This is a genomic window from Hymenobacter sublimis (genome assembly GCF_023101345.1).
GTDB classification, from domain to species: domain Bacteria; phylum Bacteroidota; class Bacteroidia; order Cytophagales; family Hymenobacteraceae; genus Hymenobacter; species Hymenobacter sublimis.
Genome location: NZ_CP095848.1, coordinates 3,548,216 through 3,572,377, shown reverse-complemented (window position 1 = coordinate 3,572,377; position 24,162 = coordinate 3,548,216). Strand labels below are relative to the sequence as shown.

37 protein-coding genes are annotated in these 24,162 nt (G+C 53.0%); all 37 read left to right on the top strand.

Annotated features, from left to right (window positions below; genetic code table 11):
• Positions 1–368 precede the first annotated feature (368 nt).
• The 37 genes from MWH26_RS14950 to eno all read left to right on the top strand — a co-directional run bounded on the left by MWH26_RS14950 (position 369) and on the right by eno (position 24,123).
• A complete protein-coding gene (locus MWH26_RS14950; RefSeq protein ID WP_247974902.1) occupies positions 369–710 on the top strand; it encodes a DUF3467 domain-containing protein in 342 nt (113 codons plus the stop codon).
• Positions 711–827: 117 nt separating this feature from the next.
• A complete protein-coding gene (locus MWH26_RS14945) occupies positions 828–1,712 on the top strand; it encodes a hypothetical protein (RefSeq protein ID WP_247974901.1) in 885 nt (294 codons plus the stop codon).
• Positions 1,713–1,920: 208 nt separating this feature from the next.
• Complete coding sequence (rpsL, locus tag MWH26_RS14940) at positions 1,921–2,349, top strand: 30S ribosomal protein S12 (protein ID WP_045688446.1); 429 nt, start codon at positions 1,921–1,923, stop codon at positions 2,347–2,349.
• Between the two features lie 85 nt (positions 2,350–2,434).
• Entirely contained in the window at positions 2,435–2,902 is a 468-nt protein-coding gene (gene rpsG / locus MWH26_RS14935) for a 30S ribosomal protein S7 (RefSeq protein ID WP_110976705.1), read from the top strand.
• A 120-nt stretch (positions 2,903–3,022) separates the two neighbouring features.
• Positions 3,023–5,164 (top strand): elongation factor G, encoded by a 2,142-nt coding sequence (fusA, locus tag MWH26_RS14930; protein ID WP_247974900.1) that lies wholly within the window; start codon positions 3,023–3,025, stop codon positions 5,162–5,164.
• A gap of 21 nt (positions 5,165–5,185) precedes the next feature.
• Positions 5,186–5,491 (top strand): 30S ribosomal protein S10, encoded by a 306-nt coding sequence (gene rpsJ / locus MWH26_RS14925; RefSeq protein ID WP_022822123.1) that lies wholly within the window; start codon positions 5,186–5,188, stop codon positions 5,489–5,491.
• A 437-nt stretch (positions 5,492–5,928) separates the two neighbouring features.
• On the top strand, positions 5,929–6,939 hold the full coding sequence (locus MWH26_RS14920; RefSeq protein ID WP_247974899.1) for an O-antigen ligase family protein: 1,011 nt from the start codon (positions 5,929–5,931) through the stop codon (positions 6,937–6,939).
• Positions 6,940–7,233: 294 nt separating this feature from the next.
• Positions 7,234–7,854, top strand: coding sequence for a 50S ribosomal protein L3 (gene rplC / locus MWH26_RS14915; RefSeq protein WP_247974898.1), 621 nt, complete (start codon positions 7,234–7,236; stop codon positions 7,852–7,854).
• Positions 7,855–7,862: 8 nt separating this feature from the next.
• Complete coding sequence (rplD, locus tag MWH26_RS14910; protein WP_244697386.1) at positions 7,863–8,501, top strand: 50S ribosomal protein L4; 639 nt, start codon at positions 7,863–7,865, stop codon at positions 8,499–8,501.
• Positions 8,501–8,788 (top strand): 50S ribosomal protein L23, encoded by a 288-nt coding sequence (rplW, locus tag MWH26_RS14905; protein ID WP_188556037.1) that lies wholly within the window; start codon positions 8,501–8,503, stop codon positions 8,786–8,788. Before rplD ends, rplW begins: the two co-directional genes overlap by 1 nt.
• Before the next feature lie 38 nt (positions 8,789–8,826).
• Positions 8,827–9,654 carry a 50S ribosomal protein L2 gene (gene rplB, locus MWH26_RS14900; RefSeq protein ID WP_244697384.1) on the top strand — a complete coding sequence of 276 codons (828 nt, stop codon included), beginning with the start codon at positions 8,827–8,829 and terminating at the stop codon, positions 9,652–9,654.
• A 3-nt stretch (positions 9,655–9,657) separates the two neighbouring features.
• Complete coding sequence (gene rpsS, locus MWH26_RS14895; RefSeq protein WP_044003251.1) at positions 9,658–9,936, top strand: 30S ribosomal protein S19; 279 nt, start codon at positions 9,658–9,660, stop codon at positions 9,934–9,936.
• 1 nt (position 9,937) lies between these two features.
• The gene (gene rplV, locus MWH26_RS14890; RefSeq protein WP_375374020.1) at positions 9,938–10,420 is read left to right on the top strand and encodes a 50S ribosomal protein L22; all 483 of its coding nucleotides are present in this window, start codon (positions 9,938–9,940) and stop codon (positions 10,418–10,420) included.
• Between the two features lie 5 nt (positions 10,421–10,425).
• Complete coding sequence (gene rpsC / locus MWH26_RS14885) at positions 10,426–11,307, top strand: 30S ribosomal protein S3 (RefSeq protein ID WP_244697383.1); 882 nt, start codon at positions 10,426–10,428, stop codon at positions 11,305–11,307.
• Between the two features lie 39 nt (positions 11,308–11,346).
• Positions 11,347–11,769 (top strand): 50S ribosomal protein L16, encoded by a 423-nt coding sequence (gene rplP / locus MWH26_RS14880; protein ID WP_045688456.1) that lies wholly within the window; start codon positions 11,347–11,349, stop codon positions 11,767–11,769.
• Positions 11,770–11,772: 3 nt separating this feature from the next.
• A complete protein-coding gene (gene rpmC, locus MWH26_RS14875; RefSeq protein ID WP_244697382.1) occupies positions 11,773–11,985 on the top strand; it encodes a 50S ribosomal protein L29 in 213 nt (70 codons plus the stop codon).
• Between the two features lie 2 nt (positions 11,986–11,987).
• Positions 11,988–12,278 carry a 30S ribosomal protein S17 gene (gene rpsQ, locus MWH26_RS14870; protein WP_188556042.1) on the top strand — a complete coding sequence of 97 codons (291 nt, stop codon included), beginning with the start codon at positions 11,988–11,990 and terminating at the stop codon, positions 12,276–12,278.
• A gap of 1 nt (position 12,279) precedes the next feature.
• Positions 12,280–12,648, top strand: coding sequence for a 50S ribosomal protein L14 (gene rplN, locus MWH26_RS14865; protein WP_045688459.1), 369 nt, complete (start codon positions 12,280–12,282; stop codon positions 12,646–12,648).
• A 3-nt stretch (positions 12,649–12,651) separates the two neighbouring features.
• Positions 12,652–12,915 (top strand): 50S ribosomal protein L24, encoded by a 264-nt coding sequence (gene rplX / locus MWH26_RS14860; RefSeq protein WP_244697381.1) that lies wholly within the window; start codon positions 12,652–12,654, stop codon positions 12,913–12,915.
• Positions 12,916–12,929: 14 nt separating this feature from the next.
• Complete coding sequence (gene rplE / locus MWH26_RS14855; protein ID WP_188556043.1) at positions 12,930–13,490, top strand: 50S ribosomal protein L5; 561 nt, start codon at positions 12,930–12,932, stop codon at positions 13,488–13,490.
• Positions 13,483–13,752: a 30S ribosomal protein S14 gene (gene rpsN / locus MWH26_RS14850; RefSeq protein ID WP_088462455.1), complete on the top strand. Its 270-nt coding sequence runs from the start codon at positions 13,483–13,485 to the stop codon at positions 13,750–13,752. Before rplE ends, rpsN begins: the two co-directional genes overlap by 8 nt.
• Before the next feature lie 199 nt (positions 13,753–13,951).
• Positions 13,952–14,350, top strand: a complete 399-nt coding sequence (gene rpsH, locus MWH26_RS14845) for a 30S ribosomal protein S8 (protein WP_045688463.1) — start codon at positions 13,952–13,954, stop codon at positions 14,348–14,350.
• A gap of 20 nt (positions 14,351–14,370) precedes the next feature.
• A complete protein-coding gene (gene rplF / locus MWH26_RS14840; protein WP_188556044.1) occupies positions 14,371–14,925 on the top strand; it encodes a 50S ribosomal protein L6 in 555 nt (184 codons plus the stop codon).
• A 9-nt stretch (positions 14,926–14,934) separates the two neighbouring features.
• Positions 14,935–15,285, top strand: coding sequence for a 50S ribosomal protein L18 (gene rplR / locus MWH26_RS14835; RefSeq protein ID WP_188556045.1), 351 nt, complete (start codon positions 14,935–14,937; stop codon positions 15,283–15,285).
• Positions 15,286–15,291: 6 nt separating this feature from the next.
• Positions 15,292–15,903, top strand: coding sequence for a 30S ribosomal protein S5 (gene rpsE, locus MWH26_RS14830; RefSeq protein WP_244697379.1), 612 nt, complete (start codon positions 15,292–15,294; stop codon positions 15,901–15,903).
• Positions 15,904–15,909: 6 nt separating this feature from the next.
• The gene (gene rpmD, locus MWH26_RS14825) at positions 15,910–16,089 is read left to right on the top strand and encodes a 50S ribosomal protein L30 (protein WP_188556046.1); all 180 of its coding nucleotides are present in this window, start codon (positions 15,910–15,912) and stop codon (positions 16,087–16,089) included.
• Positions 16,090–16,102: 13 nt separating this feature from the next.
• Positions 16,103–16,546, top strand: a complete 444-nt coding sequence (rplO, locus tag MWH26_RS14820) for a 50S ribosomal protein L15 (RefSeq protein WP_247974897.1) — start codon at positions 16,103–16,105, stop codon at positions 16,544–16,546.
• Positions 16,547–16,559: 13 nt separating this feature from the next.
• Complete coding sequence (gene secY / locus MWH26_RS14815) at positions 16,560–17,876, top strand: preprotein translocase subunit SecY (RefSeq protein WP_247974896.1); 1,317 nt, start codon at positions 16,560–16,562, stop codon at positions 17,874–17,876.
• Between the two features lies 1 nt (position 17,877).
• Positions 17,878–18,648 carry a type I methionyl aminopeptidase gene (gene map, locus MWH26_RS14810; RefSeq protein WP_247974895.1) on the top strand — a complete coding sequence of 257 codons (771 nt, stop codon included), beginning with the start codon at positions 17,878–17,880 and terminating at the stop codon, positions 18,646–18,648.
• Positions 18,649–18,652: 4 nt separating this feature from the next.
• Positions 18,653–18,871 (top strand): translation initiation factor IF-1, encoded by a 219-nt coding sequence (gene infA / locus MWH26_RS14805; protein ID WP_022822146.1) that lies wholly within the window; start codon positions 18,653–18,655, stop codon positions 18,869–18,871.
• 9 nt (positions 18,872–18,880) lie between these two features.
• Positions 18,881–18,997: a 50S ribosomal protein L36 gene (rpmJ, locus tag MWH26_RS14800; RefSeq protein ID WP_044003233.1), complete on the top strand. Its 117-nt coding sequence runs from the start codon at positions 18,881–18,883 to the stop codon at positions 18,995–18,997.
• 26 nt (positions 18,998–19,023) lie between these two features.
• Positions 19,024–19,401 carry a 30S ribosomal protein S13 gene (gene rpsM / locus MWH26_RS14795; RefSeq protein ID WP_045688471.1) on the top strand — a complete coding sequence of 126 codons (378 nt, stop codon included), beginning with the start codon at positions 19,024–19,026 and terminating at the stop codon, positions 19,399–19,401.
• A 79-nt stretch (positions 19,402–19,480) separates the two neighbouring features.
• The gene (rpsK, locus tag MWH26_RS14790; RefSeq protein WP_110977283.1) at positions 19,481–19,873 is read left to right on the top strand and encodes a 30S ribosomal protein S11; all 393 of its coding nucleotides are present in this window, start codon (positions 19,481–19,483) and stop codon (positions 19,871–19,873) included.
• 129 nt (positions 19,874–20,002) lie between these two features.
• Entirely contained in the window at positions 20,003–20,608 is a 606-nt protein-coding gene (gene rpsD / locus MWH26_RS14785) for a 30S ribosomal protein S4 (protein ID WP_247974894.1), read from the top strand.
• A 148-nt stretch (positions 20,609–20,756) separates the two neighbouring features.
• Positions 20,757–21,746 (top strand): DNA-directed RNA polymerase subunit alpha, encoded by a 990-nt coding sequence (locus tag MWH26_RS14780; RefSeq protein ID WP_188556051.1) that lies wholly within the window; start codon positions 20,757–20,759, stop codon positions 21,744–21,746.
• 219 nt (positions 21,747–21,965) lie between these two features.
• Positions 21,966–22,547 (top strand): 50S ribosomal protein L17, encoded by a 582-nt coding sequence (gene rplQ / locus MWH26_RS14775; RefSeq protein WP_188556052.1) that lies wholly within the window; start codon positions 21,966–21,968, stop codon positions 22,545–22,547.
• Positions 22,548–22,851: 304 nt separating this feature from the next.
• Entirely contained in the window at positions 22,852–24,123 is a 1,272-nt protein-coding gene (gene eno, locus MWH26_RS14770) for a phosphopyruvate hydratase (protein ID WP_244697376.1), read from the top strand.
• Positions 24,124–24,162: the final 39 nt, after the last annotated feature.

Sequence of the window (24,162 nt, the reverse complement as noted above, 5' to 3'; positions counted from 1 at the left end):
CGTGTCAGCAATGATATTTATGGATACTTGTATCAATACTGAAATTGTGCAGGAATGAAAGAGCTGAAGAGTTCAATCTATTATCGAATAGGAGTAATGACCTTGGAAATAATTGCTCTAATTGCTTGCTTGATTCCAGCAATATGGGCACTGCTAGTCTTATACGGATTTGTATTAGTAGTGCAGCAAAAAATTAACTCACCTCCGGTTAGCTCACTTCTGGATGAAGTTGCTAAGTTGTTGCTAATCATACCTTTCGCATACTTAAGCTTGATTTTAAACCCGCTCGTAGCTCCTCTTGCTATGTGGCTAAGTGCTAAAGCATTCAAATGGGTTTTAAAGAACAGCTCATTCATTTATAAATAGACATGAACCAACCTGAACCCGAAAACACCACCCAGCCCCAAGACCCCAACGCCATCAGCATCGAACTGTCGGAGGAAATTGCTGAGGGCGAGTACGCCAACCTCGCCATGATTGCCCATAGCAACAGCGAGTTTGTCATCGACTTTATCCGGTTGATGCCGGGCTTGCCGAAAGCCAAGGTAAAGTCCCGTATCATCCTCACGCCGGAGCACGCCAAACGCCTGGTAGCGGCCTTGACGGAAAACATCGAACGGTTCGAGCAAGCCAACGGTACTATCAAAGAGCAACCCAACGACGGCCCACTGTACCCAATGGGCTTTGGCGGTAAAGTAGGGGAGGCGTAGTTCTGCAAAAAATCCTATGGTAGCAAAGGCTTTTACCGGGTTGGTAGAAGCCTTTGCTTATTTATGTTCAATTGTGAGCTTGCTTACCAGATACTAGCGGGCCGTTATCTTTGCGCCATGAACTCTCTGATTTATCTGGCTTTTGGCTCCGTTGATATTCGAAACGAGGCGCTCTACAGCATCTTGTCTTATTACCAGCAGGTGCCTACCCCCCAGCCGGAGACACAGATTCTAGTGTACACGGATGACGCTACCGCATTCCGGCAAGTGCTCGGCGACCGGCCGGCTATTCAGTATCCAACCGTAGCGTCCGAGCAGTGGCAGACGTGGCGCGGCGCGGCTAATAAGGTTTACCTACTCAAAATTGGCGTACTGGAACACGCGGCTGCGCATTATCCCGGCAATCTGCTTTTCTTAGACACAGACACCATCTGGCGCCAAAGTCCTACCCCTTTGTTCGCTGCCATAGAGGCCGGACAGTTCTTCATGCACCAGAACGAAGGCCGTTTGATTACTGGCAACACGCTAAGCCGGAAAGTGTACCGGCACCTGCGAGGGCACCAGTGGGAGGTAGGCAGTAAGGCGTTCCGAGTAACTCCCGAAACCGAGCTGTTCAACTCCGGCGTTATTGCCTTGCGCAGTGACAAGGCCTACCTCTTGCGGGAGGTGATGACACTGGCCGAGCAGCTCTACGCCACTTACAACAAACACATGATGGAGCAGCTGGCCTTCAGCCTGCGCTTTGCCGTCGAAGGCCCCATTATCGATGTGCCCGCCTTTTTATGGCACTACTGGAATCTGAAAGAAGCTCGGCCCGCCATTACCCGTGCCTTCGCCACATATGCCGGTCAAGGCTCGGACGAGTTGCTGCGGCGACTACACCAGTTGAACCTACCCGCGCTACATGAGCAAGAGTTGGCCTATCGCAACCTGACGGGCTGGCAGCGCACCCTGCGCAAGCTCACGGGGCGCCGGTGGCAGCTGCCGGCATTGGAAGTATAGTGGGAAGTAAGAAAGGTAGGGGCCTTGGCCGCAAAGCTCCAGGCTCGGCGCTAGTGATTACCAAAAGTAGGTTTCAAAGCGAGAGAAAACCCGGCAGTGGTTTCCCTAAAATTAACTCTTTCAACCCGTTTGCTATTTCCGGGCAACTTCTATACCTTTGCAAGCCTAATTTTTGGGAGAGAACCCTCCTTGACAAAACATACCGTAGATGCCTACTATCAACCAGTTAGTACGAAAAGGCCGCGAGAAGCTGACGACCAAGTCGAAGTCGCCGGCCCTTGACTCGTGCCCGCAGCGCCGTGGCGTTTGCACCCGTGTGTACACCACCACGCCTAAGAAGCCGAACTCGGCTATGCGTAAAGTTGCCCGCGTGCGCCTGACCAACGGCAAAGAAGTTAACGCCTACATCCCTGGTGAAGGCCACAACCTGCAGGAGCACAGCATCGTGCTGATCCGTGGTGGCCGCGTGAAAGACCTTCCCGGTGTGCGTTACCACATTATCCGTGGTGCTCTTGACACCGCCGGTGTAAACGGCCGTCTGCAGCGCCGCTCCAAGTACGGCGCCAAGCGTCCGAAGCCCGGCCAGGCTGCCGCAGCAGGCAAAGGTGGCAAACCCGCACCCGGCAAGAAAAAGTAATTGAATACGAGTACGGTAGTGCCCAGTGCCGGATAGCACATGGTTCTTATCCCACTGCTCGCTACCCACGCTCATTTCTACACCCATGAGAAAGTCAAAACCGAAAAAGCGCATCCTCCTGCCCGACCCTAAGTTCAAGGAGACGCTGGTAACCCGTTTCGTCAACTACATGATGTACGACGGGAAGAAAAACCTGGCCTACACCATTTTCTACGATGCCTGCGAACTGGTTGAGCAGCGCACCAAGGAAAGCGGCCTGGAGATGTGGCGCAAAGCCCTCAACAACGTAATGCCGACCGTGGAGGTGAAGAGCCGCCGCGTAGGTGGTGCTACCTTCCAGGTGCCCACCGAGGTTCGTCCGGACCGTCGTATTGCTGTTGGCTCGAAGTGGCTGATTCAATATGCTCGTCGTCGTGGTGAGAAAACCATGAAGGACAAGCTGGCTGGCGAAATCATTGCCGCCGCCAAAGGTGAAGGTGCTGCCGTGAAGAAAAAGGACGACACGCACCGGATGGCAGAAGCCAACAAGGCTTTCTCGCACTTCCGCTTCTAATTAGTTGTTGGGGTCTTAGGGTCTTAGGGTCTTGGTTTTTTGTTCAAGAGTTTGAATAAGCTAGCTGAACGATAACCAAGACCCTAAGACCCTAAGACCCTAAGACCCCAACACAAAAACATGGCTGTTAATAAAGATCTGCAATACCTCCGGAACATCGGGATTATGGCGCACATCGACGCCGGTAAGACCACCACGTCGGAGCGCATTCTCTACTACACCGGTAAAACCCACAAAATCGGGGAAGTGCACGAAGGTGCTGCCACGATGGACTGGATGGAGCAGGAGCAGGAGCGTGGTATCACCATCACGTCGGCTGCTACTACTACCTTCTGGAACTACCCCACGGTACAGGGCGACCCGACTCCGGAGACCAAGCAATACAAAATCAACCTGATCGACACTCCCGGTCACGTGGACTTCACCGTAGAGGTGGAACGTTCGCTGCGTGTTCTGGACGGTGCCGTAGCTCTGTTCTGCGCCGTTTCGGGCGTGGAGCCGCAGTCGGAAACCGTTTGGCGTCAGGCTGACAAATACAAAGTGCCCCGCATCTGCTTCGTCAATAAGATGGACCGTGCCGGCGCTGACTTCTTCAAAGCCGTTAATGAGATTAAGGAGAAGCTGGGTGCTACGCCCGTGCCGCTGCAAATCCCAATTGGCGCTGAAGACACCTTCAAAGGTGTAGTTGACCTGCTGACGGGCAAAGCCATTGTGTGGGACGACGAAACCCAGGGCAAAACCTACAAGGAAATTCCGGTTCCCGAAGACCTTGTGGACACGGTAGCCGAGTGGCGTGAGAAGCTCGTGGAAAGCGTAGCTGAGTACGACGATACGTTGATGGAAAAATTCTTCGACGATCCGGACTCCATCACCCGCGAAGAAATGATGGTGGTAATCCGCAAAGCGGTTATCGACATGAAGTTCTCGCCGGTAATGTGCGGCTCAGCCTTCAAAAACAAGGGTGTGCAGTCGATGCTGGATGCCGTTATGGCCTACCTGCCGTCGCCGCTGGATATGCCCGCCGTAGTGGGTACTAACCCCGACACTGGCGAGGAAATCGAGCGTCACCCCGACAACGACGAGCCTTTCACCGCGCTGGCGTTCAAAATTGCTACTGACCCGTTCGTAGGCCGTCTGTGCTTCTTCCGTTGCTACAGCGGTCAGCTCGACGCTGGTTCGTACGTGTTCAACAACCGCACCGGCAAGAAGGAGCGTATCTCGCGCCTGATGCAGATGCACTCCAACAAGCAGAACCCCATCGACAAAATCCAGGCTGGTGACATTGCTGCCGGCGTGGGCTTCAAAGACATCAAGACCGGTGACACGCTGACCGACGAGAAGTCGCGCGTAGTACTGGAGTCGATGTCCTTCCCCGAGCCCGTTATCGGTTACGCTATTGAGCCCAAAACTCAGGCTGACGTAGATAAGATGGGTATGGCTATTGCCAAGCTTGTGGAAGAAGATCCTACCCTGGTGGTGCAGACTGACCCTGAGACGGGCCAGACCGTACTGAAAGGCATGGGTGAGCTTCACCTCGAAATCATCATCGACCGGATGCGTCGGGAGTTCAAGGTTGAAATCAACCAGGGTGCTCCGCAGGTAGCGTACAAAGAAGTGCTGACCAAAACGGTCGAGCACCGCGAAACCTACAAGAAGCAGACGGGTGGTCGTGGTAAATTCGGTGACATCGTATTCGAACTCGGTCCGAAACTAACCGATCCAGAGAAACCCGGCTTGGAGTTCGTGAATGACATCACCGGTGGTGTTATTCCTCGCGAATTCATTGCCCCGGTTCAGAAAGGTTTCGAAGAAGCTATGAAGAACGGTCCGCTGGCAGGCTTCCCCATTGAGGGTATGCGTGTGCGTCTGTTTTTCGGTTCCTACCACGACGTTGACTCGGATGCCCTGTCGTTCGAACTCGCTGCCCGTGGTGGTTTCCGCGAAGCTGGCAAGCAAGCCGGTCCGAAGCTGCTCGAGCCCATCATGGCCGTAGAGGTAGTTTCGCCGGATGAGTACACCGGCTCGGTAACGGGTGACCTGAACCGTCGTCGTGGCATCATGAAGGGCATGGACACGAAAGGTGGTGCCAACGTTATCAAGGCTGACGTTCCGCTGTCGGAGCTGTTCGGCTACGTAACGTCGCTGCGTACCATCTCGTCGGGACGTGCTTCCGCCTCGCTGACGTTCTCGCACTACGACCAGGTGCCTGCTAACCTTGCTGAAGGCATCATCGCCAAGCAAAAAGGTAACGCCATTCGCTAATACCGCTTTCATTCAATAGACATGAACCAGAAGATTCGCATCAAACTCAAATCCTACGACCACAACTTGGTGGACAAATCGTCGGAGAAGATTGTGAAGGCGGTAAAGGCTACGGGCGCTATCGTAAGCGGCCCCATTCCATTGCCGACCGACAAGGAAAAATTCACCGTACTTCGTTCGCCCCACGTGAACAAGAAGTCGCGCGAGCAATTCCAGCTCTGCACCTACAAGCGCCTCGTGGATATCTACTCTACTTCGTCGAAGACGGTAGACGCTCTGATGAAGCTGGAGCTGCCCAGCGGCGTTGACGTTGAAATCAAAGTCTGAGGACTGAGTTTTTCGGCTGAATAGAGGAAACACCCCACTGGTTTTGAAGCCAGTGGGGTGTTTTGTTTTTTATCGATGCAACTTGTGCCTATGGTAAAAGCTCAGCCATACAGCGAAGCTTGCTCTATTTTTGCAAATAGAGCCCCCTGTGTTCAGTATTGTGTTGCATGACTTCTTCCCTGGGATCTGTCCTAACCCTTCACCGGCTACTGATAGCTGCTACCTTCTTTTGCGCTTGCATCATTGTAGGGCTGTTTACGAGTACCTTCTTTCGTATTCTGCCCAGCATTGGGATGGCTGGCATTCTACTGACTGGGCTTCTATGCTATGGCCTGCATAGAACGGAGTACAGCCGAAGTAACACCGGCGCATACGGGGCCTTTCTGCTGGTTTATGTGGTTCATCTGGGCTCTGGCTGGCTGACTTCCCCAGACAATATGGGCGACTACCAGCGTGACTTGGTTTTGCAGTTGCCCTTCCTAATTCTACCTATTGGTTTTTGGCTGTTACCTCCCTTGCCAGCAAGTTACCTGCGCAAGCTGTGGCTAACTTTCATCGTTGTAACACTAGGGGCTGCGCTGTTGAGCACTGGTAACTACTTAGCGCATTTTGAGCAAATCAACGAGCTATACCTGCACTCTAAGGTGATGCCCACGGAACCTGACCACATTAGGTTCAGCCTTATCATTACCCTTGCCATTGCAGCTGGCGCGGGGTTATTGGTTCACGGAAGTCTAAAGGGTACAGCTCGCGTAGGACTGATTACTGCTCTAGTAGCCCTGGCGCTGTACCAGCACATGCTAGCCGTGCGTAGCGGACTAATAACCTTTTACTTTCTGGGAGGGGTAGTCTGCTTGTGGTTGATTATTCAACGAAAGAAGTACCGGCAAGCGGCAGCAGTAGCAGTAGGTCTTATCCTGCTACCCGTTATCAGCTACATCTGCTTTCCGACCTTCCGGAATAAGTCTACCAATACTAAAGAGGATGTGGGACGGGTTGAGAATACGGCTTCTGCCAACAATTACTCTTTGGTGGGGCGGGTGTATTCCTATAAGGTAGCGCTGAAAGTAATTCAGGATAACTTATGGGTAGGAGTGGGAAAGGCCGATATAGCAGATGAGATGGCAACCCGGTACCAGCAAGAGTTTCCCACAATTCAAGCTGCTTCATATATCCAGCCCCATAATCAATACCTGTACTCAACAGTTGCTTTTGGGGTGGTTGGGCTGCTACTATTCATAATCGGGTTCTATTATGCGGGCTTGTGCATTTGGCCTCGCTACGCCCCGCTTCTACTAGCACAGTATCTTATTGTAACCTTGTCTTTTCTGGTCGAATACACACTGGAAACTCAAATAGGACTTGCATTCGCCTTATTCTTCTTGTTGCTAGCCTTGGAAGGCAGCAAGCCCATTGCAACCCAGGAAAGCGAATGGAGACCTGCTTAGCTAGCTAGTGTTACCAGACTTTAAGTGTTTTTGGATTATACCGCAGCTCAAGCTTTACGCTACAAGTTTATAGTGACGTGTAAAGGCAACTGCCGTTTGATACTCAATATAGATAGTCCTTTCAAAACTCATTGAAGATCAGGACAACCCAATAGGAGGGAGGCTAACTACGTGGTACTGAAAATATTTCAGAACGGGGTTAGATTATCAGATAACAATTTCCTAGCTTTGCACTCCATTTCCGAAAACGCCACTTGGGCGTTTTCAAGTGTGTCTTTTTTAAAAACCAACAGAATGCCTGGCATCATCGGTAAGAAAATCGGTATGACAAGCCTCTTCACTCCGGACGGGAAGAACATTCCCTGCACGCTCATTGAGGCGGGTCCGTGCGTAGTGACGCAGGTTAAGACTATCGAAACGGACGGCTACACGGCCATCCAGCTCGGCTACGGCGAGAAAAAGGCGAAGAACACCACCAAAGCACTGGCTGGTCACTTCGCGAAAGCCGGAACCACCCCCAAGAAAAAACTCGTTGAGTTCCGCACCGACGAGGCTGGCACCTTTGCTGCCGGCGCTACCATCGACGCTACCCTCTTCGAGGAAGGCGAATTCGTTGATGTAGTAGGTACCTCAAAAGGTAAAGGCTTCCAGGGCGTTGTCAAGCGCTACAACTTTGCTGGTGTTGGTGGCCAAACCCACGGCCAGCACAATCGTGGTCGTCACCCCGGTTCTATCGGTGCTTGTTCCTGGCCTTCGCGCGTATTCAAAGGAATGCGCATGGGTGGCCGCATGGGCAACGACCGGGTGAAAGTGCAGAACCTGAAGGTAATGCGCATTGTAGCCGACAAGAACCTCATCGTGGTGAGCGGCTCGGTTCCCGGTGCCAAGAACTCTTTCGTGGTCCTGGAAAAATAACCTAGCAAATGGAACTGTCAGTATATAACATCAAAGGCGAAGACACCGGCCGCAAGGTTACCCTGTCTGACGCCATCTTCGGTCTGGAGCCGAACGAGCACGTGATGTACCTCGACGTGAAGCAGTACTTGGCCAACCAGCGCCAGGGCACGCACAAGTCGAAACAGCGCAACGAAGTGCACGGCACTACCAAGAAGCTGAAGAAGCAAAAAGGCACCGGTGGTGCTCGTGCCGGCTCCATGAAGTCGGGTGTATTCGTGGGTGGTGGCCGTATTTTCGGTCCTGAGCCCCGCGACTACGGCTTCAAGCTGAACAAAAAAACCAAGCGTCTTGCTCGTCTGTCGGCTCTGTCGAGCTTGGCTAAAGATGGCAAGGTAGCCCTGGTAGAGAACATCAGCCTATCGGCTCCAAAGACCAAGGAGTTTCTAAACATCCTGAACGGTCTGAAGCTGAACAACGGCAAGAAGACTCTGCTGGTAACCGGTTCGGTTGATAAAAACGTGGTGCTGTCGGCCCGCAACATCCAGCGCGTGAGCGTAGCTACCCCGGTGGCTCTCAACACCCACGACCTGCTGAACACCGACACGCTGCTGCTGTCGGAGGATGGCCTGACGGCATTGGAACAACTCTATACCACTGCTGAGTAATGAGCATCCTGAAGAAGCCCATCGTGACCGAGAAGGCCACGGCTCTGAACGAAAAAGGCCAGTATGCCTTTGAAGTTACGCGCGAAGCGAACAAGGTTCAGATCAAAAAAGAGATTGAGCAACTGTACGGGGTAACGGTAACGGGCATCAGCACGATCCGCACCATCGGCAAAGTGAAATCGAAGTTCACGAAAGGCGGCGCCGTTTCCGGCCGTCGCGCTCATGGCAAGAAAGCCATCGTGACCGTGAAAGAAGGCGACGTTATCGACTTCTACAGCAGCCTCTAAGTCTGCCTCCTGCCAAGCATTTTCCTTAAACAAGAGTAATGGCACTCAAGAAACTAAGACCAACATCACCGGGTCAGCGCTTCCGCATCGCCCCGGCCTTCGACGAGATTACCGCGTCGACGCCGGAGAAGTCGCTGTTGGCACCCCTCAAAAACTCCGGTGGCCGTAACAACTCGGGCAAAATGTCCAACCGCTACATCGGCGGTGGTCACAAAGCCAAGTACCGTATCATCGACTTCAAGCGTGACAAGGCTGTTGTGCCCGCCACGGTGAAGACGATTGAGTACGACCCCAACCGCACCGCCCGTATTGCTTTGCTGCAGTACGCTGACGGCGAGAAGCGCTACATCATTGCTCCTGCTGGCTTGACCGTAGGTGCTACTGTAGTATCGGGTACGGGTGTAGCTCCGGAAGTAGGCAACGCCCTTCCCCTGCGCGAGATTCCGCTGGGTACTATCGTCCACAACATTGAGCTGATGCCCGGCAACGGTGCTGCTATGGCTCGTTCGGCTGGTACGTACGCTCAGCTGGTTGCCCGCGAAGACAAGTACGCCACCCTGAAATTGCCCTCCGGCGAAATGCGCATGGTACTGGTTACCTGCATGGCTACGGTTGGTACCGTTTCGAATGGTGACCACATGAACGTACGCCTCGGCAAAGCTGGTCGTAACCGTTGGTTGGGTCGTCGTCCGCGCGTTCGTGGTGTCGCTATGAACCCTGTCGATCACCCCATGGGTGGTGGTGAAGGTAAGTCGTCGGGTGGTCACCCACGCAGCCGTAACGGTATCTTCTCGAAAGGCCAGAAGACCCGGAACAAGAACAAGTACTCCGAGCAGCTCATCGTTAACCGCAAAGGCAAGAAGTAAGCAATGGCACGTTCACTAAAAAAAGGGCCGTACATTGACTTCCGGCTCGAGAAGAAAGTAACGGCAATGGATGAGTCCGGCAAAAAGTCGGTGGTGAAGACCTGGTCGCGCCGCTCGATGATTTCGCCTGATTTCGTTGGCCACACCTTCGCCGTTCACAACGGCAATAAGTTCATCCCGGTATATGTGACGGAGAACATGGTAGGACACAAACTCGGTGAGTTTGCTCCGACCCGTAACTTCCGCGGCCACATTGCCAAGAAAGATAAAGGCAAGCGCTAAGATGGAAGCAGTAGCTAAACTCCGTAATGTGCCCACCTCGCCGCGCAAAATGCGCTTGGTGGCCAACCTGGTGCGCGGTCAGAAAGTAACCCGTGCCCTCGGCCTGCTGAAATTCGAGGCTAACTCCGGTGCTGCCCGCGTTGAAAAACTGCTCCTGTCGGCTCTGGCCAACTGGCAGCAGAAGAACGAGGACGAGCGCATCGAAGATGCTAATCTCTATATCAAGGAGATTTTCGTGGACGAAGGACGTCAGCTGAAGCGCCTGCGCCCTGCCCCCCAGGGCCGTGGCCACCGCATCCGCAAGCGTAGCAACCACGTGACGCTGGTGATTGATTCGAAAGTAGAACCGCTGGGTAGCAAAGCTGCCGCCAAGCAGGCTGCTGAAACGAAAAGCACCGATGCTAACGTTGAAGCCAAACCTAAGACTACCCGTCGTAGCTCGGCTAAGAAATCCACCGAAACCACGGCTCAGGCCACCGCATAAGCACTATGGGACAGAAAGTAAATCCGGTTGGCTTCCGTCTGGGTGTCATCAAAGGATGGGACTCGAACTGGTACGGTGGCAAGGACTTTGCCGACAAGCTGGTTGAGGACGAAAAAATCCGCAAATACATCAACGCTCGTATCCCGAAAGGTGGCATCAGCCGCATCGTAATCGAGCGCACGCTGAAGCGCGTAACTATTACTATCAACACGGCTCGTCCGGGTGTAGTAATCGGTAAAGGTGGCGCTGAGGTTGATAAGATCAAGGACGAACTAAAGCAGATTACTGGCAAAGACGTTCAGATCAACATCTTCGAGATTAAGCGTCCGGAACTCGACGCTAAGCTGGTGGGTGAGAGCATTGCTCAGCAGCTCCAGGCTCGTATCTCGTTCCGTCGCGCTATGAAAATGGCGATTCAGGCTGCTCTGCGCGTTGGTGCCGAAGGCATCAAGATTCAGTGCGGTGGCCGTCTGGGCGGTGCTGAAATTGCTCGTTCCGAGCAGTACAAGGAAGGCCGCACTCCATTGCACACTCTGCGCGCTGACATCGATTATGCCCTGTCTGAAGCTCAGACTGTGTATGGCAAAATCGGCATCAAGGTGTGGGTAATGCGTGGCGAAGTGTTCGGCAAGCCCGACCTCTCTCCAAACCAGCAGCCCGCTGGTGGTCAGGGTGGCGAAAGCCGTGGCAACGACCGTGGCCCACGCGGTGAGCGTGGCGACCGTGGCGGTGACCGTGGCCCGCGTCGTGACCGGAATGACCGGGGTGGCGAAGGCCGTGGCGGTGACAACCGGGGTGGCGGTCAGGGTGCTGGTGGCCAGCGTCGTGGTGGTGGCCCAGGTGGTCAGAACCGCGGTGGCCAGGGCGGTGGTGCTCCCCGTCGCTAGCCTTTTTCTTTTCTCTCGAATTTCAATTCTAGATAACTCATGTTACAACCGAAAAGGACCAAGTATCGCAAGATGCAAAAGGGTCGCGTGCATGGCTTAGCCCACCGCGGCAGCTCCATTGACTTCGGTTCGTTCGCTATCAAGTCGCTGGAACAAGCATGGATTACGGCTCGCCAGATTGAGGCTGCTCGTATCGCCATGACCCGCGCCATGAAACGCGAAGGTCAAGTATGGATCCGCATTTTCCCGGATAAGCCAATTACCAAGAAGCCCGCTGAGGTTCGGATGGGTAAGGGTAAAGGTTCGCCCGAGTATTGGGTAGCCGTAGTGAAGCCCGGTACCATTCTGTTCGAATCCGACGGCGTTTCGCTGGAAGTAGCGCAGGAGTCGCTGCGTCTGGCGGCTCAGAAGCTGCCAGTGCGTACCTCGTTTGTTGTTCGTCGCGACTATCAAGAAGCTTAAAAGATGAAGAACGCCGATATCCGCGCCCTCTCTATTGAGGACCTCAAAAACCAAATCAAGACGGAGCAGACCAACGGTCAGAACATGCGTTTCGCGCATGCCATCTCACCCCTGGAAAACCCGATTCGTCTGAAGCAAGCCCGCAAAAATGTCGCCCGTCTGCTGACCGAGTTGAAGCGTCGCGAGAACGAGCAGGCTACTAACTCTGCTAACTAACGATGGCAAGCAACGAAGAACAGCAGGCAACGGCCGCCACGGAGCGGAACCTGCGCAAAGAAATCATCGGGCGCGTTACCTCCTCCAAAATGGACAAGTCCATTACGGTGATGGTAGAAAGCAAAATGAAGCACCCAATCTACGGTAAGTTCGTTACCAAGTCGACCAAGTTTATGGCTCACGACGAAAATAACGAATGCGGCGAAGGTGATACGGTTCGTATCATGTCGACCCGTCCGTTGAGCAAGAACAAACGCTGGAGACTGGTAGAAATCGTAGAACGCGCCAAGTAAGATGATACAGCAAGAATCCCGTCTGACCGTCGCTGATAACAGCGGCGCCAAAGAAGTTCTCTGCATTCGTGTCCTCGGTGGCACGGGCAAGAAATACGCCAGTGTAGGCGACAAGATTGTAGTGGCAATTAAGTCGGCTATTCCTTCCGGCAACGCCAAGAAAGGTGCTGTTTCGAAGGCAGTAGTAGTTCGCACGAAGAAGGAAATCCGTCGTAAGGACGGTTCGTATATCCGCTTCGATGACAACGCCGCTGTACTGCTCAACAATAACGACGAGCCCCGCGGTACTCGCATCTTCGGCCCCGTGGCCCGCGAACTGCGCGAAAAGCAGTTCATGAAGATTGTTTCGCTAGCTCCTGAAGTTCTCTAAGCAATGGCAACGAAAACGAAAGAAACGCCCGCGAAACTGCACGTGAAAACTGGTGACACCGTTCTGGTGATTTCCGGCGACGAGAAAGGCAAAACCGGTGTAATTAAATCGGTGAACCGTTCGACGCAGCGTGTTATCGTGGAAGGCCTGAACCTGGCAACCAAGCACAACAAACCTAGTGCGAAGAACCCCCAGGGCGGCATCACCAAGATCGAGGCACCGATTCACGTGAGCAACGTGAAGCGCGTTGAATCGACCAACGCCTAATCTGCTCTACGACCATGGCTCGACTGAAAGATAAATATCAAAAAGAAGTAGTACCGGCGCTCCAGGAGAAATTCCAGTTCAAGAGCATCATGCAGGTACCGCGCATTACCAAGATCTGCATCAACCGTGGCATTGGTTCAGCAGTAGCTGACAAGAAGCTGGTGGATAACGGTGTAGATGAGCTGACGACCATCACTGGTCAGAAAGCCGTTGCTACCATTGCTAAGCGTTCTGTATCGAACTTCAAGCTACGCGAAGGTATGCCTATTGGCGCCCGTGTTACCCTGCGTGGCAACCAGATGTACGAATTCCTGGATCGTCTGCTGACCGTGGCTCTGCCCCGCGTTCGTGACTTCAAAGGCATCAACGACAAAGGCTTCGATGGCCGTGGTAACTATACCCTGGGCATCAAGGAGCAGATTATCTTCCCCGAAATTTCGATTGACAAAATCAAATCGATTTCCGGTATGGATATTACCTTCGTAACGACGGCTGAAAACGACGAGCAGAGCTACGAGCTGTTGCGCGCCTTCGGAATGCCGTTCGCTAACGCCAAGAAACAGAACAATGGCTAAGGAATCAATGAAAGCACGGGAGCGGAAGCGTATTGCTACCGTGGCCCGTTACGCCGAGAAGCGCAAGGCTCTAAAAGAGGCTGGCGACTACGAAGGTTTGGACAAGCTGCCCCGCAATGCCTCGCCCGTGCGTCTGCACAACCGCGACAAAATTGATGGCCGTCCCCGTGGTTATATGCGTAAGTTCGGCATCAGCCGCGTACGTTTCCGCGAAATGGCCCTCGCCGGCAAAATTCCCGGCGTGACTAAGTCCAGCTGGTAGTACCGCTGTTCCCACCGCCAAACCAGAGCTTTCTGTAAGGCATTATTATTTGGCAGGTTGCCGAAAGAAACCATTGGCCGAGCCTCAATAAGCCGAGCCGAGTAGTCTTAACCGAAAATTTCGTCGCCTCTTTCCGTGGCGGCGAAATTTTCATATCTTTGCGGCTCCCTAAAAATGGGCGCTTCATTTTCATAATCGAATGAACACAGATCCAATTGCCGACTACCTGACCCGGGTGCGCAATGCCATCAAGGCAAACCACCGGGTAGTAGAAATCCCGGCCAGCAACATCAAAAAGGAGATAACGAAAGTGCTCTACAAAAAGGGCTACATTCAGAGCTACCGTTTTGATGATGCCGCAGTACAAGGCACGATCAAAATCGCGCTGAAGTACAATCCGGCTACCAAAAAGCCCGCCATCACGAAGTTGGAGCGCATCAGCACACCGGGTCTGCGTCAGTACGCCCATGTGGAGAACCTGCCCCGTGTATTGAGCGGTTTGGGTATTGCGATTCTGTCGACGTCGAAGGGCGTAATGACGGAGAAAGAGGCGAAAGCCGAGAACGTGGGCGGCGAAGTGCTGTGCTACGTCTACTAATCTGAAAGGAAAACGAGACTATGTCACGCATTGGTAAACTGCCCATCAGCCTGCCCGCCAACGTGCAGGTTGAAGTGAGCAACGAAAACACGGTAACCGTGAAGGGCCCTAAGGGTACCCTGACTGTTCCGGTTGACCGCGACATTACCGTAGCTACCGAAGATGGTCAGCTGGTAGTGACCCGCCCCACTGAACAGAAGCGTCACAAGGCCATGCACGGCCTCTACCGCTCTTTGCTGAATAACGCTGTTAACGGTGTTAGCAACGGTTTAGAAGAGAAGTTGGAGCTAGTAGGTGTAGGTTACAAAGCCGCTATGGCTGGTACTACCCTCGAACTGTCGCTGGGTTACTCGCACAATATCTTCCTGGCTCTGCCCAAGGAGGTAACAGCTACGGCTGTAACTGAGAAGGGTAAGAACCCTATCGTTACGCTGACCAGCATTGACAAGCAACTGCTGGGCCAAGTAGCCGCTAAGATTCGCTCGTTGCGCAAAGTTGAGCCCTACAAAGGCAAAGGCGTGCGCTTCGTGGGTGAGCAGATTCGTCGTAAGGCTGGTAAAACAGCTTCGAAATAACATCACACCATGGCTTTCGATAAAGCAACTAGAAGAAAACGGATCCAGCGCATCATCCGCACTAAAGTGTCTGGCACGTCCGAGCGTCCGCGTTTGTCGGTATTTCGTAGCAATACGGGCATTTATGCTCAGATTATTGACGATACAACTGGTCACACGCTGGCGTCTGCTTCCTCGAAGCACGTATCGGTGGAAGGGGGCAACGGAGTCGCCCTCGCTGCCGCAGTCGGCAAAGAACTTGCTGCCCGTGCTACAGGAAAAGGAATTTCGAAAGTGGTATTTGACCGTTCCGGTTACCTCTACCACGGCCGCGTAAAATCATTGGCAGAAGGAGCCCGCGAAGGCGGCCTCAATTTCTAAATCATCATGGCAGAATTTAACAACGGCCCTCGTGGTGGTAGCGGCGATAACCGCGGCGGTGGCAATGACCGTCGTGGTGGTGGCAATGACCGTCGCGGCAATGATCGTAACAACGAACAGCAGTCCCGCACCGGCGACTCTGATCTGAAAGAGAAAGTGGTTGCTATCAACCGCGTAGCCAAAGTAGTGAAAGGCGGTCGTCGCTTTAGCTTCTCAGCCATCGTGGTAGTAGGCGACGGCAATGGCACCGTAGGCTATGGCTTAGGTAAAGCCAACGAAGTAACTGACGCCATTGCCAAAGGCATTGACGACGCGAAGAAAAACCTGGTGAAGGTTCCGCTGTATAAGCACACGGTTCCTCACGTAATGGAAGGTAAGTACTCGGGTGGTTTCGTGCTGGTACAGCCAGCTGCTGCTGGTACGGGTGTAATTGCAGGCGGTGCTATGCGCGCCGTGTTCGAAAGCGCCGGTATCAAAGACGTACTCGCTAAGTCGAAAGGTTCGTCTAACCCCCACAACGTGGTAAAGGCTACTTTTGACGCCCTGTTGAAAATGCGTGACCCCATGCAGATTGCTCAGCAGCGTGGCATTACTCTCTCCCAAGTTTTTAACGGCTAAGAGCAGATGGCACAGATCCAAATCAAACTTGTAAAGAGCGTTATTGACCGCCCTGAGCGTCAGAAGCGCACTGTAAAGGCCTTGGGCCTTGGCAAAATCGGCAGCACCAAGGCAGTAGAGAATACGCCCCAGGTAGCTGGCATGATTCACGCCGTACAGCACCTGTTGGAAGTAACCGAACTCTAGGAATCTCCCGAAAATGAATCTCAGCAATCTCCAACCCGCCGCTGGCTCCACGCGCAATGTAAAGCGTATCGGTCGTGGTACGGGTTCCGGCCGTGGCGGCACCTCGACGCGCGGTCACAAAGGTGCCAAGTCCCGTTCGGGTTACTCTAAAAAATCGGGCTTTGAAGGCGGTCAAATGCCTTTGCAGCGCCGGGTACCGAAGTTCGGTTTCAAGAACATCAACCGTGTTGAGTACAAAGCCGTCAACCTTGACGTGCTGGCTGCCCTCACTGAGAATGGCGTTACTACTTTAGATGCTGCTTTCTTTGTGAATGCTGGCTTGGCTTCGAAAAACGCCAAGATCAAAGTTCTAGGCCGTGGTGAAATCACCCAGGCTTTGGAAGTACATGCTCATGCTTTCTCTAAGTCGGCTGTTGAAGCCATTGAGAAGGCTGGTGGCAAAGCTGTAACGCTGTAGCGTTTAAGAAGCAATGAAAAAACTTATCGAGTCGATAAAGGAAGTTTTCAAAATTGAAGATCTGCGCACGCGGATCTTCAATACGCTTTTTTTCATTGCCATCTACCGGCTGGGTTCTTATGTGGTGCTACCCGGCGTCGATCCGACTCGGCTTACCCAAGGAGGCGCTACCGGAGTATTGGGTATTTTAGATACCCTGCTCGGGGGCGCCTTCAGCCATGCGTCAATTTTCGCGCTGGGCATTATGCCCTACATTTCGGCGTCAATTGTACTGCAACTGCTAACTATTGCCGTGCCTTACTTCCAGAAACTACAGAAGGAAGGCGAGTCCGGACGTAAGAAGATCAACCAGTACACGCGCATTCTTACTATCCCTATTGTAGCCCTACAGTCAGTTGGCTTTATTGCTACGATCAATGCAGAGGCCATCGTAAATCCTGGTGTCTTCTTCACTGTTTCTACGGCCATGATTGTGACAGCGGGTACGCTGTTTTGCATGTGGCTTGGTGAGAAAATTACCGATAAGGGCATCGGCAACGGTATTTCTATGATCATTATGATCGGGATTGTATCGCGGCTTCCAGGCGCTCTGATTGGTGAAGCTACGGCTCGCACCATGCGGGGTTCACTAGTTTTCTTGATCGAGCTAGTAGTGCTGTTCCTAGTCGTTATGGCGGTTATCATCCTCACGCAGGCTGTACGCCAAATACCAGTTCAGTATGCCAAACAGGTAGGCGGTGCGGCTACACTTAGCTCACAACGCCAGTATATTCCGATGAAGGTAAATGCAGCCGGAGTAATGCCAATCATCTTCGCTCAGTCGCTGATGTTTGTGCCCGCTATTGCTGCTTCTGCTTGGAATAAGAACAGTGATACGGCTACCCTCATTGGTACTTGGTTTCAGCCGAATCACTGGGTATACAACGTAGTATTCGGCTTACTCATCATCATCTTCACGTATTTCTACACTGCTATCAGCGTTAACCCCAATCAAATTGCGGATGATCTGAAGCGCAGTGGCGGTTTCATTCCGGGGGTTAAGCCTGGTCGTGATACTTCAGAGTACATTGATGAGGTGCTAACTCGAATTACCTTGCCTGGTGCAGTGGCGCTAGCGGTTATTGCTATTCTGCCTTCGTTGGCTACTGTAGCAGGCGTAACGCGTCCTTTTGCTCAGTTCTATGGTGGTACCTCACTCATCATTATGGTAGGTGTAGTGCTGGATACTATGAACCAAGTGAAAAGTTATCTGCTCATGCGTCATTATGACGGCATGATGAAAACCGGTAAGGTTCGGGGCCGCTCGCAAAATATTGCCCTCGCTTCGTAAGATGATCTTTTACAAGACTGAGGAAGAAATTGAGTTCATGCGAGCTAGTGCGAAAGTGCTGGCTCAGGCCCACGGAGAGGTGGCCAGTATGATCCAGGAAGGAGTTACAACGCGTCAGCTAGATCAGCGTGCGGAGGAATTCATTCGGGACCATGGCGGACATCCTTCCTTCAAAGGGTATAATGGATTTGAGTACAGCCTTTGTATCTCGCCTAACTCGGTAGTAGTACATGGTTTTCCAGGCGACTACGTGCTGAAAAGTGGGGATGTCGTGTCGATTGACTGCGGAGTCTTACTTAATGGGTACCACGCGGACAGTGCATATACTTACCCAATCGGGGAGGTAGCGCCGGAAGTAATTAAGCTGTTGGAGGAAACCAAAAAGTCATTGTATCTCGGTATCGAGCAAGCAGTGGCTGGTAACCGAATGGGTGACGTCAGCTACGCAATTCAGAGCCACGTTGAGAAACAGGGCTATGGCGTTGTACGAGAACTAGTCGGTCATGGCATTGGCAAGAAGCTACACGAGCGGCCTGATGTTCCGAACTACGGTAAGCGTGGATCAGGGCTGAAGCTGCAAACGGGCTTGGTTATGGCCATTGAACCAATGGTGAATCTGGGTACGAAGAACATAATTCAGGAGAAGGATGGGTGGACTATCCGGACCAAGGATTTGAAACCATCGGCCCATTTTGAGCATACCGTGGTTGTTCGTAAAGACAAGGCGGAAATACTTACCTCCTTCGAATACATAGAAAAAGCCTTACAGTAGCCTTATGGCAAAACAAACTTCCATTGAGCAGGACGGTGTTATCCTGGAAGCCCTATCCAATGCCATGTTCCGTGTGGAGCTGGAGAACGGTCACCAGTTGATTGCCCATATTTCGGGCAAGATGCGGATGCACTACATCAAGATTCTGCCGGGAGATAAGGTAAAGTTGGAAATGTCGCCCTACGATTTGTCGAAGGGACGAATTGTGTACCGTTACAAATAACCCGACGACATGAAAGTCAAAACTTCGGTTAAAAAGCGTAGCGTTGATTGCAAAATCATCCGCCGCAAAGGCAAGCTCTACGTGATCAACAAAAAGAACCCACGCTATAAGCAGCGTCAGGGCTAGTAGCACCAGACTTTTTAAGAAAGCACATGGCTCGTATTGCAGGGGTAGACATCCCAGACAACAAGCGCGGCGAAATCGCGCTGACCTACATTTTCGGCATTGGCCGCCCTTCTGCTCAGCAGATCCTCACCAAAGCAGGCGTTGACCTGAATAAAAAGGTGAAAGATTGGACTGAAGCTGAGGCGGGCGAAATCCGCGGCGTGATTGCCGCTGAGTATAAGACCGAAGGTGTGCTGCGCTCAGAAGTGCAGTTGAACATTAAGCGCCTGATGGACATCGGTTGCTACCGGGGTTTGCGTCACCGCAAAGGTCTGCCGGTTCGTGGTCAGCGTACCAAGAACAACTCCCGTACCCGCAAGGGTAAGCGGAAGACCGTTGCTGGCAAGAAAAAGGCTACTAAATAATCTGTAGCGGGAATCGAAGCCCAGCTTCTTTTGTTAGAGGCGGGCTTCAACACCTTCCGCAGTATTTCGCGATAACCAAATGGCACAAAAAAGAAAAGACAAAGCCAAAAAGCGCGTTGTCGTTGTAGAACCCGTAGGTCAGGTACACATCAAGGCCTCGTTCAACAACATCATCATCTCCATTACCAACAACAACGGCCAGGTCATTTCCTGGGCTTCGGCTGGTAAAATGGGTTTCCGGGGTTCTAAGAAGAACACCCCTTACGCAGCTCAGATGGCTGCTACGGACTGCGGAAAAGTTGCGCACGACCTAGGTCTGCGCAAAGCTGAAGTGTTCGTGAAGGGTCCGGGCGCTGGCCGTGAGTCGGCTATTCGTACGCTGGGTAACGTGGGTATTGAAGTGACGACCATTAAGGACGTGACGCCGCTGCCCCACAATGGCTGCCGTCCTCCCAAACGTCGTCGCGTTTAATTACTTGGACAGGCTGGCGTAAGCTAGCCACCGGTGTCGGGTTTCTGATGCGCCTTTACTCCCCTGCAAGGAGCGCCTCCGAAGCCCGACACGCGCAGTTCAACCCCCACTCAACTCAACAAACCTGAAATGGCACGTTATACTGGTCCTAAAACCAAGATTGCCCGTCGCTTCAATGAGCCGATCTTCGGCCCGAGCAAGGCACTCACCAAGAAAGCATACCCCCCCGGCCAGCATGGCCGTGGTCGTCGTAAGAAGCAAAGCGAGTACGCTGTCCAGCTGATGGAGAAGCAGAAAGTGAAGTACATGTACGGCGTACTGGAAAAGCAATTCGAGAACTTGTTCCACAAAGCAGCTACCCTGCCCGGTATCACCGGTGACAACCTGCTGGCTTTGCTGGAGTCGCGTTTGGATAACACGGTATACCGTCTGGGCATTGCCCCTACGCGCCGTGCTGCTCGTCAGCTCGTTCTGCATAAGCACATCACTGTTAACGGAGAGGTAGTGAACATCGCTTCGTACCGTCTGCGCGCTGGCGACGTTGTTGCCGTGCGTGAAAAATCTAAGTCGCTGGAGGCTATTACGACGAGCCTGAGCGCCCGCAACGCCCGCGCTTTCTCGTGGCTGGAGTGGGATGGCAAGGAACTGGTGGGCAAGTTCATCAGCGCCCCTTCGCGCGAACTGATTCCGGAGAAAATCACGGAACAGCTCATCGTCGAGTTGTACTCGAAGTAATTTTTGGAACGGCCCGGCAGTCCGGGCCGTTTCTCTGCTTCGACTTTTTTCCTTGTTATAACTGGAACTGGGTAGCAGGCGGTAAGAAATTAGGCTATTTTGGCCGCGTTCTTACTGCCTGCTATTCACTACTTCAAACGCCCCACTTATGTCAATCTTAGCTTTTCAAATGCCGGAGAAGGTAGTAATGGAGAAATCCGACGACTTCTACGGAACGTTTGAATTCAAACCGCTGGAGAAAGGCTACGGCGTCACGATCGGCAACGCTCTGCGCCGCATCCTGCTGTCGTCGCTGGAGGGCTATGCCATCACGTCGGTTCGCACCAACAGCGTACTGCACGAGTTCATGACCATTGAAGGGGTGATTGAGGACATGTCCGAAATCATTCTGAACCTGAAGCAGGTTCGCTTCAAGAAAGTGAGCGACGCCATCGAGGACAAAATCACGGTGCGCGTTAAAGGTCAGGACACGTTCTCGGCTGGTGACATCAACAAGTTCACCAACGGTTTCCAGGTATTGAACCCGGACTTGGTTATCTGCAACGTGGACCCTAGCGTAGAGCTGGAGTTTGAGTTCACAATCCAGAAAGGCCGTGGCTACGTTCCCGCTGAGGAGAACAAGCCCGCTGACCAGGTTTTCGGTCAAATTGCCATTGATGCCATCTTCACGCCCATCAAGAACGTGAAGTATAGCATTGAGAATACCCGTGTTGAGCAGAAGACCGACTACGAGAAGCTCCTCATCGAGATTCACACCGACGGTTCAATTCACCCGGAGGACGCGCTGAAGGGTGCGGCCAACATCCTAATTCAACACTTCATGCTGTTCTCGGACAGCACCATGACCTTCGAAACGGCGAAAGCTGAAGAAGAGGAGACCGTGGACGAGGAGACGCTGCACATGCGCAAAGTTCTGAAGACGCCGCTGGCGGACATGGACCTGAGCGTGCGTGCGTACAACTGCCTAAAGGCCGCCGATATCAAAACCCTCGGCGACCTGGTGCAGCTCGACATGGCCGACATGATGAAGTTCCGCAACTTCGGCAAGAAGTCGCTGACCGAGCTGGAAAACCTCGTTGAGGAAAAGGGCCTGACCTTCGGGATGGACCTGGGCAAGTACAAGCTCGACGAAGAATAGGCTACTGACTAATGAGAATGCGCTGACAGTGAGAAATGTGCGATAAGCATATTTTCACTTCAGCGCATTTTTCATGTCGGCATATTTCCTACCTTTGCACTCCATTTTCACACTTTCATAACTAGTGGGCCCCAAGGGACGACGGTTCTAATGTGAAGAACTTAGTAAGTGTTCTTCCGCCGTGGTCGTCGTTCGCAAGCTCACACCTTTTTTCATTTTATGCGTCACGGTAAAACCATCAACCACCTCGGCCGCACGGCCTCGCACCGCAATGCCATGCTTTCGAACATGGCCTCGTCGCTGATCCTGCACAAGCGTATCACGACTACGGTTGCCAAAGCCAAAGCACTGCGCAAGTTTGTAGAGCCTCTGCTCACCAAGTCGAAAAATGACACCACGCACTCACGTCGTCTGGTGTTCTCGGTTCTGGAGAACAAGGAGACTTTGAAGGAGCTGTTCGGCACAGTCGCTTCTAAAATTGCTACCCGCCCCGGTGGTTACACCCGCATCATTAAGCTGAGCGACGTACGTCTGGGTGACAACGCTGAGATGTGCATCATCGAGTTGGTTGACTTCAATGAGACTCTGCTGGAAGCTAAGACTGCTGGCGAAGCCAAAGCTGCTGCTCCCACTACCCGTCGTTCGCGCAGCAAGAAAAAAGCTGACGCTCCTGCCGCTGGGGAAGCCGTTGCTCCCGCTGCCGTAGTTGAAACGGCTGCTCCTGCTGACACTGCTACCACCACGGTTCAGGAAGGCGAGACCCGCGACGAGGCCAAAGCTGACGAGGAAGCTGCTTCGTAAGCTCAGCTGATTCTGCTTTTCAAAGGGGATGTTCCTAATAGGAGCATCCCCTTTTCTTTTAGAGGTCTTGGCGGGCGTACTGTGAAAGGAGACGACCATGTCAACCGCCTTTATCAATGCACATCGAGGTTTGGCCAGCGGAAGTTTGCTGCTAGCTGGAAGGGTAGGGGAGTACTCAGTTGAAAGCTTTGTAGGAAGGCTAAATTCTGAGGGTGAAAGGTCGGGGCTAATTTTTACCTTGCGGCGCAATGGCCAGGCAGGCTGTTGCTAGCTTTGATCTTCGTTTAATTCAACCCCTTTCCTCATGAGCATTATCACCGAAATTCACGCTCGTCAGATTTTTGACTCTCGCGGCAACCCGACTGTTGAGGTGGATGTAACCACCGAGAACGGTACCGTAGGCCGTGCCGCTGTGCCTTCGGGTGCTTCGACTGGTAAGCACGAAGCCGTAGAACTGCGCGACAACGACGAGTCGAAGTACATGGGCAAGGGCGTGCTGCAAGCGGTGGAAAACGTGAACAGCAAAATTGCCGAAGAGCTGATCGGCTTCTCGGTATTCGAGCAGGGCTTGCTTGACAAGATTATGCTGGAGCTGGACGGTACGCCAAACAAGGCGAATTTGGGCGCCAACGCTATACTTGGCGCCTCGCTGGCTATTGCCCGTGCGGCGGCTTCTGAGGCTGGCATGCCGCTGTATCGGTACGTAGGCGGGGTAAACGCTACCACGCTGCCCGTCCCGATGATGAACATCCTGAATGGAGGCTCACACGCCGACAACAGCATCGATTTCCAGGAGTTTATGATTATGCCGGTGGGTGCTCCTTCCTTCTCGGAGGCACTGCGTTGGGGCACTGAAATCTTCCACCACCTGAAAAGCGTGCTGAAAAAGCAGGGCTTGAGCACGAACGTAGGCGATGAAGGTGGTTTTGCACCGAACATTAAGTCGAACGAGGATGCCATAAAAGTGGTGTTGCAAGCCATCGAAACGGCTGGCTACAAGCCCGGCGATGATGTGATGATTGCTCTGGACGCCGCCGCCTCAGAGTTCTACTCCGACGGGCATTACCACTTCAAGAAAAGCACCGGCGACAAGCTGACGTCTTCGGAGATGGTAGCGTACTGGACCGATTGGACCAAGAAGTACCCCATCATCAGCATTGAAGATGGCATGGATGAGGACGACTGGACGGGCTGGAAAAACCTGACCGACAGCATCGGCTCGACTACCCAACTGGTCGGCGATGACCTGTTCGTGACCAACGTAAACCGCCTGCAGCGTGGTATTGATGAGAAGATTGCCAATGCCATCCTCATCAAGGTAAACCAGATTGGTACGCTTTCTGAAACGATTGACGCCATCAACCTGGGCCGCCGCCACGGCTACAAGAGCATCATGTCGCACCGTTCGGGTGAAACCGAAGACAACACGATTTCTGACCTAGCTGTGGCGTTGAATACGGGCCAAATCAAAACGGGCTCGGCCTCGCGCTCCGACCGGATGGCGAAATACAACCAACTGTTGCGCATTGAGGAAGAGTTGGGCGAAACGGCCTACTTCCCTGGCCGGAAGATGTAATTGATTCCTGTCAGATAGTACTTTAGAAAGCCGCCGGAT